The 18,887-nt window shown below is 58.8% G+C and carries 16 protein-coding genes and 1 pseudogene; 8 read left to right on the top strand and 9 right to left on the bottom strand.

Annotated elements, in window-relative coordinates; all coding sequences use genetic code 11:
* On the bottom strand, positions 1-807 hold the full coding sequence (locus AC07UB_RS04565; protein ID WP_494652018.1) for an enoyl-CoA hydratase-related protein: 807 nt from the start codon (positions 805-807) through the stop codon (positions 1-3).
* A 168-nt stretch (positions 808-975) separates the two neighbouring features.
* On the opposite strand from AC07UB_RS04565, the gene AC07UB_RS04560 reads away from it, so the two are divergent.
* Positions 976-2,607 carry an AMP-binding protein gene (locus AC07UB_RS04560; protein ID WP_494652019.1) on the top strand — a complete coding sequence of 544 codons (1,632 nt, stop codon included), beginning with the start codon at positions 976-978 and terminating at the stop codon, positions 2,605-2,607.
* A gap of 65 nt (positions 2,608-2,672) precedes the next feature.
* On the opposite strand, the gene AC07UB_RS04555 is transcribed toward AC07UB_RS04560, so the two are convergent.
* Positions 2,673-3,734, bottom strand: coding sequence for an SDR family oxidoreductase (locus AC07UB_RS04555; protein ID WP_494652020.1), 1,062 nt, complete (start codon positions 3,732-3,734; stop codon positions 2,673-2,675).
* 243 nt (positions 3,735-3,977) lie between these two features.
* On the opposite strand from AC07UB_RS04555, the gene AC07UB_RS04550 reads away from it, so the two are divergent.
* The 5 genes from AC07UB_RS04550 to AC07UB_RS04530 all read left to right on the top strand — a co-directional run bounded on the left by AC07UB_RS04550 (position 3,978) and on the right by AC07UB_RS04530 (position 8,740).
* On the top strand, positions 3,978-5,195 hold the full coding sequence (locus AC07UB_RS04550) for an ABC transporter substrate-binding protein (RefSeq protein WP_494652022.1): 1,218 nt from the start codon (positions 3,978-3,980) through the stop codon (positions 5,193-5,195).
* Between the two features lie 181 nt (positions 5,196-5,376).
* Positions 5,377-6,099: an ABC transporter ATP-binding protein gene (locus tag AC07UB_RS04545; protein WP_494652685.1), complete on the top strand. Its 723-nt coding sequence runs from the start codon at positions 5,377-5,379 to the stop codon at positions 6,097-6,099.
* Between the two features lie 28 nt (positions 6,100-6,127).
* Positions 6,128-6,844 carry an ABC transporter ATP-binding protein gene (locus AC07UB_RS04540; protein ID WP_494652686.1) on the top strand — a complete coding sequence of 239 codons (717 nt, stop codon included), beginning with the start codon at positions 6,128-6,130 and terminating at the stop codon, positions 6,842-6,844.
* A gap of 62 nt (positions 6,845-6,906) precedes the next feature.
* On the top strand, positions 6,907-7,773 hold the full coding sequence (locus tag AC07UB_RS04535) for a branched-chain amino acid ABC transporter permease (RefSeq protein ID WP_494652024.1): 867 nt from the start codon (positions 6,907-6,909) through the stop codon (positions 7,771-7,773).
* A 1-nt stretch (position 7,774) separates the two neighbouring features.
* The gene (locus tag AC07UB_RS04530) at positions 7,775-8,740 is read left to right on the top strand and encodes a branched-chain amino acid ABC transporter permease (protein ID WP_494652026.1); all 966 of its coding nucleotides are present in this window, start codon (positions 7,775-7,777) and stop codon (positions 8,738-8,740) included.
* Positions 8,741-8,817: 77 nt separating this feature from the next.
* On the opposite strand, the gene AC07UB_RS04525 is transcribed toward AC07UB_RS04530, so the two are convergent.
* From AC07UB_RS04525 to AC07UB_RS04495, 7 genes and pseudogenes are all read right to left on the bottom strand, one after another.
* Positions 8,818-9,009 carry a hypothetical protein gene (locus AC07UB_RS04525; RefSeq protein ID WP_494652027.1) on the bottom strand — a complete coding sequence of 64 codons (192 nt, stop codon included), beginning with the start codon at positions 9,007-9,009 and terminating at the stop codon, positions 8,818-8,820.
* A 222-nt stretch (positions 9,010-9,231) separates the two neighbouring features.
* On the bottom strand, positions 9,232-9,438 hold the full coding sequence (locus AC07UB_RS04520; protein ID WP_494652028.1) for a hypothetical protein: 207 nt from the start codon (positions 9,436-9,438) through the stop codon (positions 9,232-9,234).
* 3 nt (positions 9,439-9,441) lie between these two features.
* Positions 9,442-9,546 (bottom strand): annotated as a pseudogene (locus tag AC07UB_RS04515) (IS5/IS1182 family transposase); the annotation flags it as partial.
* 143 nt (positions 9,547-9,689) lie between these two features.
* Complete coding sequence (locus AC07UB_RS04510; RefSeq protein ID WP_494652030.1) at positions 9,690-11,096, bottom strand: FAD-binding oxidoreductase; 1,407 nt, start codon at positions 11,094-11,096, stop codon at positions 9,690-9,692.
* Positions 11,097-11,174: 78 nt separating this feature from the next.
* A complete protein-coding gene (locus AC07UB_RS04505; RefSeq protein ID WP_494652031.1) occupies positions 11,175-12,269 on the bottom strand; it encodes an alpha-hydroxy acid oxidase in 1,095 nt (364 codons plus the stop codon).
* A 142-nt stretch (positions 12,270-12,411) separates the two neighbouring features.
* A complete protein-coding gene (locus AC07UB_RS04500; protein WP_494652033.1) occupies positions 12,412-13,392 on the bottom strand; it encodes a D-2-hydroxyacid dehydrogenase in 981 nt (326 codons plus the stop codon).
* Positions 13,393-13,443: 51 nt separating this feature from the next.
* The gene (locus tag AC07UB_RS04495) at positions 13,444-14,214 is read right to left on the bottom strand and encodes a 2-keto-4-pentenoate hydratase (RefSeq protein ID WP_494652035.1); all 771 of its coding nucleotides are present in this window, start codon (positions 14,212-14,214) and stop codon (positions 13,444-13,446) included.
* 343 nt (positions 14,215-14,557) lie between these two features.
* On the opposite strand from AC07UB_RS04495, the gene AC07UB_RS04490 reads away from it, so the two are divergent.
* Positions 14,558-18,022: an indolepyruvate ferredoxin oxidoreductase family protein gene (locus AC07UB_RS04490; RefSeq protein ID WP_494652037.1), complete on the top strand. Its 3,465-nt coding sequence runs from the start codon at positions 14,558-14,560 to the stop codon at positions 18,020-18,022.
* A 108-nt stretch (positions 18,023-18,130) separates the two neighbouring features.
* Positions 18,131-18,874, top strand: coding sequence for an SDR family oxidoreductase (locus AC07UB_RS04485; protein WP_494652039.1), 744 nt, complete (start codon positions 18,131-18,133; stop codon positions 18,872-18,874).
* Positions 18,875-18,887 lie beyond the last annotated feature (13 nt).

The following is an 18,887-nucleotide window of genomic DNA, read 5'->3' as shown; positions in this document are numbered from 1 at the left end:
CTAGCTTCGGCCACCGAATTTAGCGGGTCGCTTTTCGCGAAATGCAGTGACGGCTTCTACTGCGTCACGTGTCTGGACGAGGCGTGCTTGCACATCGCGTTCAAGGTCGAGCTGCGCCGAGAAATTGTTCTGGAAGGCTTTGTCCATGATGCCGGGTAACAGGGCGTAAGCATCTGCTGGGCCTTCACACAGCCGTTCCGCGATGGTGGTGGCCTCATGGATCAGGGCATTGTCATCGACGCACCGCCATATGACACCCCATTCGGCGGCTTGTTCAGCTGTGAGCTTGTCGCCAAGCATGGTTAGCCCCAAGGCCCTGGCGCGGCCGATGAGATTGGGGAGGAACCACGTGACACCCATATCCGGCACGATGCCAAGTTTAGGCGTGAACGGCTGAAGAAAGTAGGCGGACCTTGCAGCCAAGACGATGTCTGCGACAAAGGCGAGGCCGCAGCCGCCGCCGACAGCCAGTCCATTGACGGCGGCAACCTTTGGCTTGTTGAAGGCATAGAGGTCGCGCATCAAGGGATTGACCGACTCGTCCATCATGATTGAGAATTTACGGCCTCGCTCTTCGAGCGACACATCCAAGTTCATCAGCGGATCACCGAGATCAATGCCTGAACAGAAGGCGCGACCGCTACCGGTTATCAAGAGCGCCCCAACATCCGAGCGGCGGCGAAATTCATAAAGGGCTTCGCGGAATTCCTTCAGCATCGCGATATTGACCGCGTTCAGTACGTCGGGTCGATCAAGTCTGACAGTCGCGACTCCATTATCGATTGTAATGTGAAGGGTTTTGGTCATGGCGCTACTCCCGTGTAAGGCCCGCCGCGCCGGGGCCATAATATAATTGAATGTTCAGTTAATTTATGCTCCATTTCGCTCGCAACAGCAACCGGAATATTTTAGTTCGCGCGTCAGGCGCGGCACTTCGGGCGCGACGACAATATCGTTTCTCTTTATGAGGCAAACATGAAGCAACAAGCGCTGGGTGAGATTTTGCCTGCGACACGTATTGCAGCGATGGTGTCAGCCGGACACTGGCGTAATGAAAAGTGGTTCGTTTTTTTCGACGAGGCTGTTCGCCGTCATCCGGACAAAACAGCAATTGTCTCATTCAATTCGGCTCAGCTCCGGACGGAGCGCCTGACCTATGCGGACTTGAACGCGGCCGTCGAGCGACTGGTTCTGGCCATTGAGGATTGGGATATTCCTGCTGGCAGCGTGGTCTCCGTTCAATTGCCGAGTTGGTGGCAGTTCATCGCGGTGATGCTAGCGTGCGCGCGGCTGGGAATTGCGGTCAACCCGATCATGCCAACGGCGCGTCAGCAAGATTTGCGTCATGCCTTAAGATTGACAGGCTCGCGGTTGCTGTTCGTCCCGAGGGCTTTTCGGAATATTGGCTATCAGGAATTGATCGAAGGGATCAGAAGCGACGTTCCGGAGCTTCAGCACGTTGTCGTGGTGGATGGCATCGGATTGAACTCATTTCACGGCTTGCCTCAGCCAAGAGCAACGCGGTCTAAAGTAGCGCATTCCGCAGCGCACGACTCGAATAACATTGCGGAGGTGATGTTCACATCCGGTACGACGGGTGAGCCCAAGGGCGTGATGCACACATGGAACACGCTTATCGCGTCTACCCGCGGCTTTGCCGAGCGCCTCGAATTGAGTCCTAGGGATATCATTTTCATGGGCTCACCGCTGGCGCACCAAACTGGCTTTCTGTGGGGAGCGGTGCTTCCGGTGTTTCTGGGCGCCACGGTTGTCCTGCTCGATGTCTGGAATCCTGAACGGGCTGTTGCGCTCATCACGCAAGAGAACGCGACGTTCAGCGTCGCTGCGCCGACATTTCTGACCGACATTCTCGCAGTTCATGAGAAGGGGAACGTGCAGATCAGGTCTTTGCGGACTTTTTTGCTCGCCGGGGCGCCTGTGCCACGGGTGCTTGTCGAACTTGCTGCGGAAAAGCTTGGAGTGCGCATAGCTTCGGCATGGGGCATGACCGAGGTCGCACTTCCGACGATCACGCGTCCAACAGATAGCGTCGATAAAGTCGCCGGCAGCGATGGAGCGCCCCTTGATGGAACGGAGATTCGTGTTGTCGGTTTGAACGGAGAAATACAGGCAACGGGACAGGAGGGGCGCCTTGAGGCGCGGGGAGCCTTCAACTTCGTTGGGTACTTAAAGCGGCCCGAACTGTATGCGACGGATTCCGACGGCTGGTTCGATACCGGCGATCTCGCATTCATTGATGCCGATGGTTATGTTCGTATCACTGGTCGTACGAAAGACATTGTCATTCGTGGAGGAGAGAATATTCCCGTTGTTGAGGTCGAGAACGCTCTGTATCGGCATCCCGCAATTTCGGAAGTAGCTGTTATTGCCGTTCCCGACCTGAGGCTTGGTGAAAGGGCTTGTGCCTGCGTCACATTGAACGAAGGATTCACCCTCGGCTTCGAGGAAATGGTGACTTTCCTCGGCGAAGCCGGCCTGACAAAGACTTACTTTCCCGAACGACTTGAGATCATCACCGAGATGCCGCGTACGCCCAGTGGAAAGATACAGAAGTATCAGTTGCGTTCGAGATTTGGAAAATCTTGAGGTCCTTGCACGCGCGTGTGGAAGGATGAAACGATCACGTCTACCTGTTGCTCCGCAGTGGTCGATTAAGGCAGAATTCGGCGACGCTGGAGATCCGCAAGCATCTCCAGCAACATGCCCTCGCTGTCGACCTCAAGTCGCAAGCCATGGCTGCGCGCTTTGCGCGTATCCGAGATGACGTCGTAGTCTATGCCGAAAACATAATCTCCATAAGGCCAAGACGCTATCTCGGCAAAGGTATGAGGCGCGAGCTTCTCCCGTGCGACGATGGCGTTCCACGCCGGCTCTTTGTCCGCCATGAACTCGCTTAAGCTGGGCGCATTCGGTGATCCGGCCTCCATGCCGAATAGTGCGGCGATACACGGCCATATGTTGGACCAACGAAAGAGGTCGCCATTGGTGATGTTGAAGGCTTCGCTTGCAGCACCTGGTTCCAGCGCCGCCCATTCAGAAGCTTCAGCCAGGAGGCGCGCGTCCGACAACTGGAAGAGTTTGTCGTAGGCTTTTTGACTTCCGGGAAATCCAAGCGGTAAGCCAAGCTCCTTGCAGACTGTCGCATAGACACCAATGACCGTGATGAGATTCATCGCGTTGCCGACCGCGAAGCCGCAAATGGAGTGAGGTCTCACGGCGCTCCACGTCCAGGTCCGGCCACGCTGTGCAGCGACTACGCTGTCTTCTTGGTCGTAGTAAAAGAAATCGAGATTTGGCACGCGCGGGTCGGTTTCCCTCGCCGGCGTTTTGAACGGGCCGAGATGGCAGCCGTAGTACTTTGTGCCTTGAACCAGAACAATCCGCTTCAATCCTGAAGCCACCCGTTGGATGACATCGAGGGGATTGCGGACCAGCGCGACGTTGGCCTCGCTTAACTCGCGGATATTCTTGCGATCGACATAACCGCAGGAAAAAATATGGGTGATCCCGGTAAGTCTGCTGACGGCTCTTGCCGTGTCGTCCGGATCAAGGAGATCGACAGGCACGTGCTGGAAGTTCGCGAGGCCCTGAGCGTAGGAGGGTGGTCGCCGCGAGGCACCGTAGACTGTCCAGCGATTTGAGCGGGCAAGACGCTGTGCGAGATAACTGCCCGTGACGCCCGTCGCTCCAATGACAAATGCGGTGTTCTGCATGAATTTTCCTAGTTTTAACTCACCATTCAATGGCTTCGTTTCTGGACATTCCGGTCGGGTTGGGTCTGGTCGCGCCTGATCGTTGGATGATTTTGGGTGTTAGTGGCCAATATCAATCGATTTCAGGCAGCTTGATGCGCCCTCGTGACACTGCGAAATCTCCGTAGTGCAACGTGCTTGACAATCAGTCACCCTAAACGCTATCAAAAATTAAATGAACAATCAATAATATTTGGAGGGGAAATGGGTCGGAAATTATTCCTTGGGATTGCGATCGCCACCGCGTTGTCCTTTGGCCCGGTGAAAGTCAGCGCCGCGGATGAGGGTCCGGTGCGCGTGGGCATTCTGACGGACCTGTCCGGATACCTAGCCTCAGCTCTCGGACCGGGCACCGTCGATGCGGCACGGATGGCAGCCGAGGATTTTGGCGGAAAGCTTCTCGGCAGGCCGATCGAAATTGTTTCCGCCGACCATCAGAACAAGCCTGACATCGGTGCAGCGATTGCCCGGCGCTGGATCGATCAGGACAATGTGCAGGTGCTCGCCGGAATGGGAAACTCTGCGGTGGCGCTCGCGGTCCATGCACTCGTGCGGGAGCGGAATCGCGTCGGCCTCTATGTATCCGCTGCGACTACCTTGCTGACGGGGAAGGAGTGCGCTCCCAACGGAATTCACTGGAGCCATGATACCTTCATGTTCGGCAACGCCGTTCCAAAGGGGCTTCTGAACACCGGCGTCGATACTTGGTATCTGCTCGCGGCCGACTACGCTTTTGGTCGTTCGCTGGCGGACGAAATGCGGAAGGTTATCGAAGCGCGAGGGGGGAAGGTGGTGGGGGCCTCATATCACCCCCAAGGCACAGCTGATTTCTCTTCTTTCCTTCTTAGCGCACAAGCTTCCGGCGCCAAGGCAATTGCGATACTCAACGCAGGCAATGACACGGTCAATGCTATCAAGCAGTCGCGTGAATTCGCCATCACCGAAGGCGGCAAGCGGCTCGTCGTCGGAATGCTGCTGGTGTCGGACGCCTTCGCGCTCGGCACGCAGGTCGCGCAGGGAATCGAATTTTCAACTGTATTTTACTGGAACATGAATCCCGAAGCCGCTGCATGGTCGCGCCGATTCTTTGAACGCAATAAATCGATGCCGACCGAAGCTCATGCGGGCGCCTATAGTGCCGTTCTGCATTACCTGAAGTCGGCGCAAGCGGCCGGTACGCTGGAAACAAAAGCTGTCCTGGCGAAAATGCATGAGATGCCTGTCAATGATTTCTACAGCAACAATCTCACGATCCGCGAAGACAATCGCTTGATGCGACCGGCTTATATCGCTCGAATCAAGAGGCCTGCTGATCAACGCGAACCGTGGGACCTCTACGACATCACTGCGACGATTACGCCCAATGACGCCTTTCGTTCGCTTGCTGACAGTGACTGCCCGATGATCCGAAAGAGAAATTGATTTTGAGAGACAACGTTGAAGTTCAAGGCGGGCTCGAATTGCATGAGAGAGCGACCTCATCGGGAGAATACATGGCTCGCTCAAAGAAGCTCGCTGCCGAGTTCGCACCTAATCGGATCTCTCGATATCGAGGGGGTTGTTCGTGACGACCGCCAGCGAATTCATCCTTGAAACCCACGGATTGACGAAAGAATTCGCGGGTTTTGTGGCCGTGAGTGACGTCAATCTGCGGGTGCGGCGGGGGAGTATTCACGCTCTGATCGGCCCGAACGGCGCCGGAAAGACCACGTGCTTCAACCTGTTGACCAAGTTCCTGAAGCCGACGCGCGGCCAGATTCTCTATAAGGGGCAGGATATTACGGCAATGGCGCCGGCCGATGTGGCCCGGCTTGGCCTGGTCCGGTCGTTCCAGATTTCAGCGGTGTTTCCGCACCTCACGGCGCTGGAGAACGTGCGCGTCGCCTTGCAGCGTCAGCACGGCAACTCGTTTGACTTCTGGCGCTCGAAGTCCGTGCTGGATCGTTTCAACGACCGCGCGCGGGATCTGCTCGACGATGTCGGGCTAAGCGAATTTGCCAATACGCCTGCGGTGGAAATGCCCTACGGGCGCAAGCGCGCGCTGGAAATCGCGACCACGCTGGCGCTCGATCCCGAAATGATGCTGCTGGATGAGCCGATGGCGGGCATGGGCCATGAGGACATCGACAAGGTCGCGGCGCTGATCAAGCGGATTTCGCAGAAGTATACGATCCTGATGGTCGAGCATAACCTGAACGTCGTCGCCAACTTGTCCGATACCATTACTGTCCTGACGCGCGGCAAGGTCCTCGCGGAAGGTGACTACGCCACGCTCTCGAAGCATCCGCAGGTCAAGGAAGCCTATCTGGGAGCGGGCCATGAATAATCCCGCCATGACCATGAATAATCCCGCCATGAACAGCGTCGCAGGCTCTCCGGTTCTCGCTGTCAAGAATCTGGAAGCGTGGTACGGCGAATCCCACATCCTTCACGGCATCGATTTCGACGTGCGCCCGGGTGAGGTCGTCACGTTGCTCGGCCGCAACGGCGCCGGCAAGACCTCGACGCTCAAGTCGGTGATGGGAATTATCGGCAAGCGCACCGGCTCGGTGTCGTTCGAGGGCCAGGAAATCATCCGCATGTCGTCGGACAGGATCGCGCGCCTCGGCGTGGCGTTTTGTCCGGAAGAGCGGGGCATTTTCGCCAGCCTCGACGTCAAGGAAAACCTGTTGCTGCCGCCGATCATTCGCGGCGGCGGCATGTCGCTCGACCAGATCTTCGATTTGTTCCCGAATCTCAAGGAACGCCTCGGCAGCCAGGGCACGAAATTGTCCGGCGGCGAACAGCAGATGCTGGCCATCGCACGCATCCTGCGCACCGGCGCGCGGTTCCTGATGCTGGACGAGCCGACCGAAGGTCTTGCCCCGGTCATCATTCAGCAGATCGGCAAGATGATCGCGCGGCTGAAAGCGGAAGGCTTCACGATTCTGCTGGTCGAGCAGAACTTCCGTTTCGCCGCGACCGTTGCCGATCGCTTCTACATCGTCGAGCACGGCAAGATCATCGACACGTTCGCAAACTCGGAACTCCAGGCCAACATGGAGAAGTTGCACACCTATCTCGGTGTGTGAGAGATGGCCTTGTCATTTGTGAAAAGCCCGTCCGGCCCAAGCCACTGATCGGATAAATTCAAGTGTATCAAGCTCTCTTTGCCCAGCTTCTGGTCGGATTGATCAACGGCTCGTTCTACGCGCTGCTCAGCCTTGGGTTGGCCGTGATCTTCGGCATGCTCAACATCATCAACTTCGCGCACGGCGCGCTCTACATGATGGGCGCGTTCGTTGCGTACTTCCTGTTGAACCTTGCGGGCATCAACTACTGGTGGGCGCTGATCCTGGCGCCGATCATTGTCGGCGGCTTCGGCATCATTCTCGAGCGCACGATGCTGCAATGGCTGACAGGCCTCGATCATCTGTACGGTTTGCTGCTGACGTTCGGCATGGCGCTGATCATTCAGGGCGTGTTCCAGAACTATTTCGGATCGTCCGGGTTGCCCTATGCCATTCCCGATCTTCTTAAGGGCGGCGTCAATCTCGGCTTCATGTACCTGCCGATCTATCGCGGCTGGGTCGTGATCTTCTCGCTGATCGTCTGCATCGCGACCTGGTACATGATCGAGCGGACGCGGCTTGGCGCATATCTGCGCGCCGCGACGGAAAATCCGACGCTGGTGCGCGCCTTCGGCATCAACGTGCCGCGCATGATCACGCTGACCTACGGCCTCGGCGTCGGCCTTGCGGCGCTGGCTGGTGTGCTGTCCGCGCCGATCAACCAGGTGCGCCCGCTGATGGGCGCGGATCTCATCATCGTCGTGTTCGCGGTCGTCGTGATCGGCGGCATGGGATCGATCATGGGCTCGATCATCACCGGCTTCACGCTCGGGGTGATCGAGGGTCTGACCAAGTATTTCTATCCCGAGGCATCCAACACCGTGGTCTTCGTGCTGATGGTGCTGGTGCTGCTTGTGAAGCCAACGGGACTGACGGGACGGGCAAACTAACATGGCAACAATCACCGACAACGCCGTTCCCGTGAAGGGCCGCACCGCCGACGAGATGATCGCCTTCGTCATCATGGCGGGGTTGCTGGCCATTGTGCCGCTGACGGGCATCTATCCTTACTTCGTGATGCAGGCATTGTGCTTTGCGCTGTTCGCCTGCGCTTTCAATCTTCTGATCGGTTACAGCGGTCTGCTGTCGTTCGGTCACGCCATGTTCCTCGGCACGGCGGGCTATGTGACCGCGCATGCGCTGAAGGTCTGGGGCGTGTCGCCCGAGATCGGTATCATTCTGGGTGTCGTTGCTTCATGCGCGCTGAGCGTCATCACCGGACTGATCGCCATCCGCCGGCAGGGCATCTATTTTGCGATGATCACGCTGGCGTTGTCGCAGTTGCTGTTCTTCATCTACCTTCAGACGCCCTTCACCCACGGTGAAGACGGCATCCAGGGCATTCCGCAGGGCATGATGTTCGGCATCTTCGACCTGTCGAAGGCGACGACGCTCTATTACGTGGTCCTGACGATCTTCCTGCTCGGCTTCCTGCTGATCTACCGGGCCATCAACTCGCCGTTCGGCGAAGTCCTCAAATCGATCCGCGAGAACGAGCAGCGCGCCATCTCGCTCGGCTACAAGACCGACCAGTACAAGTTCCTGGCCTACGTTCTGTCGGGCAGCCTGGCGGGTCTTGCCGGTGCGGTGAAGGTGTTCGTGGCGCAGAACGCCTCGCTGACCGACGTGCATTGGACCATGTCCGGCGAAGTCGTGCTGATGACGCTGGTCGGCGGGCTCGGCACCGTCTTCGGTCCCGTGGTCGGGGCCTTTGTGATCATCGCCATGCAGCAGTATCTGGCGGGCTTCGGGCAGTGGGTCACCGTGATCCAGGGCGCGATCTTCGTGATCTGCGTGCTGACCTTCCGACGCGGCGTCATCGGCGAAATCGCTCATTTCTTCAAGCGATCGCTGTAGTTTCCGGCGGTTCCTCCCGATGGATACGACCACTTGTTGGTCGTCACTTGGCCCGGCATAGCGATATGCCGAGCCTTTTATGAGCCTTGTCTAAGGGCGGTAAATCGCTGTAATCGCCTAAGAATTCCCAATTGCGGCGGCACGCCGCGCGCTATCGTCGATGAGCGGACGATCGTGGTGATGAAGGCCATGATGGTCGCTCCAATCAGGATCGTAGCGGCTGGTGTGAAGATGCGTTTGCTGCCGAAGATCACACGGGGAGTCGTCATCGATTCAGTCCAATGGCGGCAGTGTCAGGTCGCGCGGCAGATTGAGTCGCGCGTATTGCCATAACACGGCGCAATACAGCGCGATGATCGCCAACTTGACGAAGACAGAGCCGAAAGCAGGGACGCCTGTGATGCCCAACACGGTCACGAGCGCAATGAGTGCGAGCAGAACAAGCCCATGTTGGAAAATATAGGAGGGCTATGAGAGGCCGGTGGAGATTGTCACAGAGGGCGCGCCAGTTGAACGCGCTGCACCAGTTCGCAAACGAAGAATGCGTATTGTGTGCCGCGATCCTCTAACGAGGCAAAGCCGATGTAGCTTGTGGAGATGATCGATGCGAGGGCGCCACCAGGACCTTGCTGATCGCAGCGATAGCGATTGGAGCCCACGCGCGTCGGATCGAAGAATAGCCTAGGCTCAGAACTCATCGATTACATCCAGAAGATGACGACTGTTGCGATGCAGATGGCTGACATGAAGGTGTGGGCGCATCGGTCGTAGCGGGTGTGGATGCGTCGCCGGTCCTTGAGCCTGCCGATCATGTGCGAACGCGCCTCCCGACATCGCCATTGAAACAATCCGCATATCTCCGCGCAACATATTTGATGGGTCTTGAGCCTAGTCTCATCAGACACGCTGGCTCCAGGACGCGGGATAAGGTTTCAGTACACATAGAGCGTCAGTCTGGAAATATTTTTCCTGGATTCATAATTGCGAAAGGGTCGATGGCAGATTTGATGGCCTGCATCACCGAAAGACCTGAGCTGCCGAATTCACTTTCGAGGTAGTGGGTCTTATTCTGTCCGACACCGTGCTCTCCGGTGCAGGTGCCGTCCATGTCGATGGCACGTTTAACGAGCGCATCCGAGAACGCGTGAACCGCGTCGATCTCCGCTGCGTTGCAGGGATCGACCAGCAGCGTGACGTGGAAGTTGCCATCGCCGACGTGGCCGCCGACCACCGCCGTAAATGCAGCGGTGCGAAGCTCCATGATCGTCTGTTCGACGCAATCAGCCAGTCGGGATAGGGGAACGCAGACATCGGTCGTGATAGTCGTTGCGCCGGGCCTCAGCGCTTGCGCGGCGTGGAAGGCGTCGTGGCGCGCTTGCCAAAGGCGGGCACGTTCCTCGCTGCGAGTCGTCCATTTAATACCCGTCCCTTGAAACTCGGCCGCGACCGCACCGAAGGCTGCCGCCTGCTCAGTCACCATTGTTTCTGACCCGCTGAATTCGAACAGGAGCAGGGGGTGCGGCGGGAGGTCTAGTTTCGAGTAGGCATTGCAGGCGAGAACCAGCGCTTCATCGAGAAGTTCTATGCGGCCGACCGTCAGGCCGGACTGCAATGCGGCGATCGCGGCGTCGCAGGCGTAGCGGATGGTGGGAAACGAGCAGATGCCGGCGGAGATTGCAACGGGTATGGCCTGAAGTTTGAGGGTTACCTCGGAGATGATGCCGAGCGTGCCTTCGGAGCCGACGAACAGGCGCGTTAAATCATATCCTGCGCTGGACTTGCGCGCGCGTGAGGAGGAGCGGATTACGCTTCCATCGGGCAGAACGATTCGCAGCGAGAGTACGTTGTCCTTCATCGTGCCGTAGCGAACCGCGTTGGTGCCCGAGGCGCGCGTTGCCACCATTCCGCCAATCGAGGCATCGGCTCCCGGATCGATCGGAAAGAAAAGACCTGTGTCGCGCAGGTATGCATTGAGTTGCTTCCGGGTAACTCCTGGCTCAACCACGCAGTCCTGGTCTTCGGCATGGATGGATTTGATTGTGTTCATCTGGCTCGTGTCGATGCAGACGCCGCCGTAAGGCGCGTTGGTCTGGCCTTCGAAAGAGGTGCCGGCCCCGAATGGAATGATCGGCACTTGCTGATCCGCGCACAGCCTGACGATATCGGCTATCTCGGCTTCAGTCGTCGGAAATACAACGACATCCGCCGGCTCGCACCGGCCGAGCGCGAGGCTGTTGGCATGTTGCCGACGCACTGTTGGGTTGGTCGTTGCGCGCGGGCCATACCTCTCAAGGAGTGTCGTGCGCACAAGATCATGTGTCGCCAGGGACGGAATCGTGGGTTCGGGTTTCGTCATGAATTGAGCCTTTCGTGTGAGGGGCGTTCCCATAGTGCGGCGGGCCCGGTGTCCAGCGTCGTTTATGGACCTTCTCGATCACGCGAGGCGCCGAACATGGTTGTGGCTGAGTTTTGCGACGTCGCTGACGCCGAGCAGGGCGAGCGTGCGAATGAATTCCTCTTGGAGGATCGACAGGGCCTTTGCCACGCCAGCCTCACCGGCGGACGCCAGCCCGTAGAGGTAAGGGCGTCCAACCGAGCAGGCATTGGCACCGAGTGCGATCGCTTTCACTATGTCTGATCCCCGCCGCACGCCGCCGTCGAGGATGATTTCCACCTTTCCCCCAACAGCGTCCGCGATCGGCGCGATCTGGTCGATGGGTGCAACCGTGCCGTCGAGTTGCCGTCCGCCGTGATTGGAGATGATGACGGCACTGGCACCAGAATCGGACGCGCGCCTGGCGTCATCTGCGGTCATGAGCCCCTTGATCGCGAGCGGGCCTCCCCACTCGGCAGCCATCCATTCGACGTCCTTCCACGTGAGGGAACGATCGACTTGCTCGGCGCCAAACTCGAACAGCGAGTATCGCGTCGGAAGCGTGCCGGTCATGCTCGCCTTGAGATTGACCAGATCCAGCGGATTTTTTGCCAGTGCTCGCAGCGACCATCGCGGTCGCAACGCAAAACTCGCGAAGTTGCACAGGTTGATCTTGGGCGGCAGACTTAATCCGTGCCTGCGGTCCCTTTCGCGATTTCCCGTCACCATGGTGTCGACTGTCAGGATCAGGCCGTCGTAGCCGGCTTCCTGGGCGCGCCGGATGAAGTCGGAGGTGATGCCGCGATCCTTGAGAATATAGATCTGGAACAACTTCGGGGCGCTCGTCGCTGTCGCGATGGTCTCGATCGTTGTCGTCCCCATCGTCGATAGCGCGTAGGGCAAACCTGCGCGTCCAGCGACAGATGCGACGGCTGCTTCTCCGGTGAAATGAAACAGGCGCGACAATCCTGTGGGGCTGAGCATCAGAGGAAAAGCGATGTCGCGTCCGAACAGCCGTGTGGCGGTGCGGATCGTCGAGACGTCCGTTAGCACCTCAGGAAGAAACTCGTAGCGGGCGAAGACCTCGCAGTTCCGCCGAATGGAAATTTCGTCATCGGCGCCGCCTTCGAGATAGTCAAAGATCAGCCAAGGCAATTTGCGGCGTGCTCGATGCCTCAGGTCATCGATATTGATGCAATTTGCGAGCGGTTGAGATGGCACCGAGGAATTCCCTGTTTTTGACGATTTTCCGCAGTTAGCGGATCGCGACCCGTTTGAGCTTGTCGAATATCCCTGCTCAGGCCCATTCTGCGGATCGTTTCCGAGTAACCGCTATGGTCTGGAGCGGCACGCCAACGGCGAAAGCGGCGGCGTTCCTTGCCACATGATCGACAAGCCGCCGATAGTAACCGGCGGGCGCTGCGCCGCCGAGATGCGGTGAGATGATGACATTGGGTTGCCGCCACAACGGGCTGTCGGATGGCAGCGGTTCAGGATCGGTGACATCGAGCGCTGCGCCGCCGATTCGACGGTGCTCCAAAGCGTCGGCAAGGGCGTCGGGATCGATGACATTACCGCGTGCAACGTTGACGATGAGCGTTTGCGGGCTACACGCGGCGAGTTCTTCGCGGCCCAAGAGATGATGCGTCGCCGCAGAGGAGGGGACAGCGAGCACGATCGCATCGGCAGCGCGTATTGCGTCGGTGAGCTGGTTTACGGCGTACATGACATCGGCTTGATCGTCCGCGCGTCCGGATCTCGATACTCCGCTTACGATCATGCCAAACGCCCGCGCGCGCTTTGCAACCTCGCGTCCGATATGACCCATACCCACAATCAGCAACCGGCTGCCATAGAGGGTGAGCATGTCGTTGCGGATCCTGTTGTCCCATTGTGCTGCACGCTGTGCGGCTTCAATGGGCCGAAACCGGCGCGCCAATCCGAGCAGCAGCGCCATGGCGTGTTCGGCGACGCATGGCGACCAGACATCTCCGGCGTTACTGATCTGAATGCTGTCGGCGATCCCGATCTCTTCTATCGTTTCATAACCGGCGGTGAGTAACTGGATCCACCGGCAGCGGCTGGATGGTGCCGCAAGGCTAGCCGCGAGCGCGGGGGTGTAGTGGAAGGCCGCGAGCACGAGTGCATCCACCTGGCTGGCGTGATCCTGAAGTTCGGGCGGTGTGCAGGAGAAGCACTCCAGCCCCGGAACTAATCGAAGCGCGTCCAGCATTTCAGTCTGGACAATGGGGGAGCACACTGCGATGCGCTTGGTCACTATCGCTTTCCTTCAATCCGGATACCTAACCGATGGCGACTGACTACCTTTTCAGAGCAATTTTAGGTTGATCGTCCCGAGTGGGCCGAAGTGGCCTGTCAAATTCTGCCCCGCCTTTGCCGGATAGGGTGGTGTGCATGTGCCGGTGCTGACGATTTCACCGGCTTTCAGCGGACGTCCGAGCGCGGCCCGTTCGCCAGTAAACTGGACCAGGCGACCGAGCGGATTATCCAGCACCATGGCGCCTGTTCCGCGGGCGACCGTTTCGCCGTCGGCCGAAAGCTCGACGGCGAGAGTGTCTAGATCGATGTCGCGCCAATTTTGCAAGGGTGGACCGATCACGAACGCTCCGGCATTCCCGAGATCGGCGAGAATTGTCGGCGCACCCGGATTTTTCCAGTCCTGCAATCGGCTGTCGGCGATTTCGAGGGTTGGAAAAATCTCCGCAATAGCTTCGATCACGTCCTGTCGCGTGCTGGTGGCTGATGGCAAGTCGCGGCCGAGGCGAAATCCGACTTCCGCCTCGATCACGCAAACGAAGAAGTTGCTGCGCTGAAGCGAAGCCGGGCTGTTATGAGTCCAGGCTGACAGGATCGGCCCGGTATAGGGCGCATCGAAGCCCATAGCCTTCATTGTGGCGTGGTTTGTCGCTCCGAGCTTGTAGCCGATCTGAGTACCGCCCAGTTGCTTCAGCAGCTGCGCGACGTGTGTCTCCTGGGCGGTATATCCATCAGCCAGCGACGCAGGACGGATCCTGGTGGGATTCGCGAACGGCTGACCGCTGTTGCGGGCAGCGATGAGGCCATCAATGAGCGCGGTCATGCTCACCATCGCCAGGCACAGTCGCAGGCGAGATTGGATCGCGCTTTTTCGCAAGACGTATGCTGCACGTTTGCGGTCCGATGTTCCATCCGCACCTCCCATTTTCCGCTTTGTCTTTAATCATAGAGACGACCGGACGGCTCGAACCGTCAAGATTGCGACAATCCGGGAAATCCCGTTTCGGCGAATTGTCGTCCCTTTGACAGTGCGGGCCGCGAGAGGCGGCCAATGTATCGGCGTATCTTGGAGAAAATCGCGCCTCTCTCTGGTGTTCGGCAGTGCCTGATCAAGCTTCGTCCACCTCTCTGTTTCCGTCTCGAATCAACAGCAAGATTGTCCGCTCATGACCATTCACGACGTCACGCTCGCAGACAAATACGAACGGCAGTCCGGCCGCATCTACATTTCTGGCATTCAGGCGCTTGTGCGGCTGCCAATGATGCAACAGCAGCGCGACCTTGCGGCCGGCATCAATACAGGCGGTTTTATCTCCGGCTACCGGGGGTCGCCGCTTGGCGGGCTGGATAGCGAGTTGTGGCGCACGCAGGCCTTGCTGAAGCGTCATCAGGTGATCTTCCAGCCTGGCCTCAATGAGGACCTCGCTGCTACTGCCGTCTGGGGAAGCCAGCAGGTCGCACTTCAGCCCGCCAGGGTGCAGGGCGTGTTCGGCATGTGGTACGGCAAGGGACCCGGCGTCGATCGTACGATGGATGTGTTCAAACATGCGAACATGGCCGGTACCTCCCGGCATGGCGGAGTGCTGGCGATCGCCGGTGACGATCACGGCTGCCAGTCATCGACACTGCCGCATCAGAGCGAGCAGCTGTTTGAGGCCGCGCTGCTTCCAATCCTCAATCCGGCGAGCGTACAGGAATATTTGGATTTCGGTCTGTTGGGTATCGCGCTCTCGCGTTTCTCCGGTTGCTGGGTTGGCTTCAAGGCGATAGCTGAAACCGTGGAGAGCGCAGCCTCGATCGAGATTGACGGCGCACGGCTGAATATCGTGACGCCTACCGACTTCGAGCTCCCTCCCGGGGGCCTGAATATTCGCTGGCCCGATCCGCCGTTGGAGGCGGAGCGCCGGCTACATGGGCCGAAGATGGATGCGGTCGCTGCCTTCGTGCGCGCCAACGCGATAGACAAGATCGTCGTGGAGCCCAGAAATCCGCGATTTGGCATCATCACTACCGGCAAGGCCTATCTCGATGTGCGACAGGCCTTTGACGATCTCGGACTGTCTGCCGAGGCGATCGCGGCGCTCGGCATCCGCATTTACAAGGTCGGCCTGACCTGGCCGCTCGAGCGGCAGGGGGCCCGCCGTTTCGCGGAAGGCTTGCAGGATGTCCTCGTTGTCGAGGAGAAGCGCGGCTTTATCGAGCGCCAGCTCGTGGAGATTCTCTACAATATGCCCGCGGATCGCCGGCCTGCCGTTGTCGGCAAGCGTGACGAGGCTGGAGCAGTACTGCTCGGCAGCGAAGGTGAGATCACGCCGACAATGGTCGCCAAAGCCATCGTCTCGCGGCTTGAGCGATTTGGCGCGTCGAATCCGAATGTGCGGCAACGAATTGCACGGCTGGAATCTTTCGAGCAGGTGCGCAACAGTGCCAAATTGGAGCGTGCGCCGTTCTTCTGCTCCGGCTGCCCGCACAACACCTCGACTGTTGTTCCGGAGGGAAGTCGCGCACTCGCCGGCATCGGATGTCATGGCATGGCGATTTTCATGCCTCATCGCCGCACGGAAACCGTCACGCAGATGGGGGGCGAGGGGACAAGCTGGATTGGGCAAGCTGCCTTTTCGCGCGACAAGCATGTCTTCCAGAATCTCGGCGACGGGACTTATGCTCACAGCGGATCGATCGCGCTACGCGCGGCGGCCGCTGCCGGCGTCAACATCACCTACAAGATTCTGTACAACGATGCGGTGGCGATGACAGGTGGTCAGCCGGCAGAGGGCGGATTATCGGTCCCGCAGATCGCGCATCAGGTCGCGGCGGAGGGCGCAAAACTCATCGCAGTCGTCAGTGACGAACCGGATAAGTATCCGAGCATTGATATCTTCCCGCCAGGGACGCTGGTCCACCATCGCAACGAGCTCGACGCGATCCAGCGCCGGATGCGTGATATGTCCGGCCTCACCGTGATCATTTACGATCAGACATGCGCGGCGGAGAAACGCCGACGCCGCAAGCGTGGCGAATATCCAGATCCGCCGAAGCGCGTCTTCATCAATGAGGAGGTCTGTGAAGGGTGTGGAGACTGTTCGACGCAGTCGAACTGTATCTCGGTCAAACCTCTGGGCACCGAGTTGGGACGCAAGCGTCAGATTGATCAGTCTTCGTGCAATAAAGATTTTTCATGCGTGAACGGATTCTGCCCAAGTTTTGTCACCGTGCATGGCGGCAGCATCCGCAAGGCCAAGGTCTCGACGGAAACGACGGCAACGTCCGACCCTTTGAATGCACTACCATCGCCTGACGCTACGCCGCTTCACGAAACCTACAACATCCTTGTCGCGGGGATTGGCGGAACCGGTGTTCTGACGGTCGGAGCGCTCCTTGGCATGGCGGGGCACCTCGAAGGCAAGGGCATATCGGTTCTCGACTTCACGGGCATGGCGCAGAAAAACGGTGCGGTCACGAGCCACATTCGCATTGCACCCACGCCGGATGATCTGAAGGCTGTGCGTGTGGGGGCCGGTGCGGCACACCTGCTGCTCGGATGCGATCTGGTCGTCGCTGCCAGCGCCAGCGTTCTTGAGCGGGCGGAACGTGAAGTTACCCGGGCTGTCGTCAATACGCACGAACAGCCGACCGCCCAGTTCGTCACCGATCAGGAGCTGAAGTTTCCTGCGGAGGACATGCGCAAGGCGCTTGCCGATGCTGTCGGCGAGGATCGGATCGATCTGGTGGACGCGACCCGCCTGGCGACCCGCCTGCTGGGGGACAGTATCGCCAGCAATCTGATCATGTTGGGCTATGCATTTCAGAAGGGTTTTATCCCGATCGGTTTCGAGGCGCTGGACCGGGCTATCGTACTCAATAACGTATCGGTGGCGGCTAACCGCAAGGCATTTGCCTGGGGCCGCTTCGCGGCGCACGATCCTGAAGCGCTTAGGAAGATGGTTGAACCCAAGCTTCTCGAATCGCGGGAAAAGCGCGACGTCGATTGGTTGATAGGCGAGCGGGAAGGGCGGCTGACGGCCTATCAGAACGCAGCCTATGCCCGGCGATATCGTTCCCTTGTCGATCGCGCCCGTGTGGCGGAGAGTGCCATGGGTGGAAGCGGAAAGTTCACCGAGTCGGTAGCGCGCTATTTTTACAAGCTCATGGCGTACAAGGATGAATACGAGGTGGCGCGCCTTTATACAGATGGCCGCTTCAACGAAAAGCTCAACGAACAGTTTGAAGGCGACTTCAAGCTGAGCTTCCATCTCGCGCCGCCGCTGTTTACAGGCCGCGACGGTAACGGGCGTCTCAGGAAGCGGGTCTATGGTTCATGGATATGGTCTGCGTTTCGAATTCTGGCAGCCGCGCGCGGGTTGCGTGGTACGGCCTTCGATCTCTTCGGATATACGGCAGAGCGCCGGGCAGAGCGAGCGCTTATCGCGCAGTACGAAAAGATCATCGGTGAAGTGTTATCGACGCTTGGACCTCACAATCACGCGCTGGCGGTCCAGATCGCAGAGTTGCCGGAGCAGATCCGGGGCTATGGACATATCAAGGAAGCCAAGATGGCGATTGCGGCGAAAGCGCATGACGAATTGCTGACGGCTTTCAAGTCAGCCTTAGCAGGGCAGGTGGCGGCCTGATCGTTCAGGCGGAGGACATTGCTGCATCGCGAATGCCGATGCGCTGCCCTGCGTGATATCGAAAATGGATGATGCCGGCTGGATCGGTGTCTGAAGGGAGAGAAGGCAATGGATCTCAGAATTGCGGGTCGGACCGCGATAGTTTGTGCGAGCAGTGACGGGTTGGGTTTTGCGTCTGCTTATTCGCTCGCCAAAGCCGGCTGCAAGGTTGTGATGAACGGCCGCAGGCCCAACGTGCTTGAGGCGGCGGCAGGCCGGGTGCGCGAGGAGACCGGTGCGACGGTACTCACCGTGGCGGCGGACGTCTCGACGCCAACAGGCCGCAATGCCCTCATCGCCGTTTGTCCCGATCCGGATATTCTCGTGACCAATGCGGGCGGACCGCCCAAAAAGGATTTCCGCGATCTGACGCCGGAGGATTGGTCGCGAGCTCTCGATGCCAATATGCTTTCAGCGGTCGCGCTCATCACGCACTATGTCGACGGGATGATCGCGCGCAGCTTCGGGCGAATCGTCAACGTGACGTCGATGACATCGGTGCGTCCATTCATCAACCTCGACCTGTCTAATGCTGTCCGTCTCGGACTCACCGGATTTGTCGCTGGTGTATCCCGTCAGGTGGCGGCGCATAATATCACCATCAACAATCTGCTGCCCGGCTCGTTTGCGACGGCTCGGGCGCGTTCGCTTGCAGCGGACGCCGAGAGCATCATCAATACAATACCAGCCGGGCGGTTTGGCGATCCCGGAGAGTTCGGCGATACCTGTGCTTTTTTGTGCAGTGGGTCGGCTGCCTACATCACCGGTCAGAATATTTTGATCGATGGTGGTTACTGCATGAACACGCTGTAATGATCGAGAGCAC

It is taken from the genome of Afipia sp. GW821-FHT04G03 (genome assembly GCF_059419985.1).
This window is presented reverse-complemented; position numbering and strand designations above follow the sequence as displayed.

Excerpts from the sequence above, each read along its gene's own strand:
- AC07UB_RS04520 (WP_494652028.1), bottom strand. The coding sequence starts at position 9,438 with ATGAGTTCTGAGCCTAGGCTATTCTTCGATCCGACGCGCGTGGGCTCC.
- AC07UB_RS04560 (WP_494652019.1), top strand. The coding sequence starts at position 976 with ATGAAGCAACAAGCGCTGGGTGAGATTTTGCCTGCGACACGTATTGCA.
- AC07UB_RS04495 (WP_494652035.1), bottom strand. The coding sequence starts at position 14,214 with ATGACCGCGCTCATTGATGGCCTCATCGCTGCCCGCAACAGCGGTCAG.
- AC07UB_RS04555 (WP_494652020.1), bottom strand. The coding sequence starts at position 3,734 with ATGCAGAACACCGCATTTGTCATTGGAGCGACGGGCGTCACGGGCAGT.
- AC07UB_RS04525 (WP_494652027.1), bottom strand. The coding sequence starts at position 9,009 with ATGACGACTCCCCGTGTGATCTTCGGCAGCAAACGCATCTTCACACCA.
- AC07UB_RS04540 (WP_494652686.1), top strand. The coding sequence starts at position 6,128 with ATGAACAGCGTCGCAGGCTCTCCGGTTCTCGCTGTCAAGAATCTGGAA.
- AC07UB_RS04510 (WP_494652030.1), bottom strand. The coding sequence starts at position 11,096 with ATGACGAAACCCGAACCCACGATTCCGTCCCTGGCGACACATGATCTT.
- AC07UB_RS04550 (WP_494652022.1), top strand. The coding sequence starts at position 3,978 with ATGGGTCGGAAATTATTCCTTGGGATTGCGATCGCCACCGCGTTGTCC.
- AC07UB_RS04565 (WP_494652018.1), bottom strand. The coding sequence starts at position 807 with ATGACCAAAACCCTTCACATTACAATCGATAATGGAGTCGCGACTGTC.
- AC07UB_RS04530 (WP_494652026.1), top strand. The coding sequence starts at position 7,775 with ATGGCAACAATCACCGACAACGCCGTTCCCGTGAAGGGCCGCACCGCC.
- AC07UB_RS04490 (WP_494652037.1), top strand. The coding sequence starts at position 14,558 with ATGACCATTCACGACGTCACGCTCGCAGACAAATACGAACGGCAGTCC.
- AC07UB_RS04485 (WP_494652039.1), top strand. The coding sequence starts at position 18,131 with ATGGATCTCAGAATTGCGGGTCGGACCGCGATAGTTTGTGCGAGCAGT.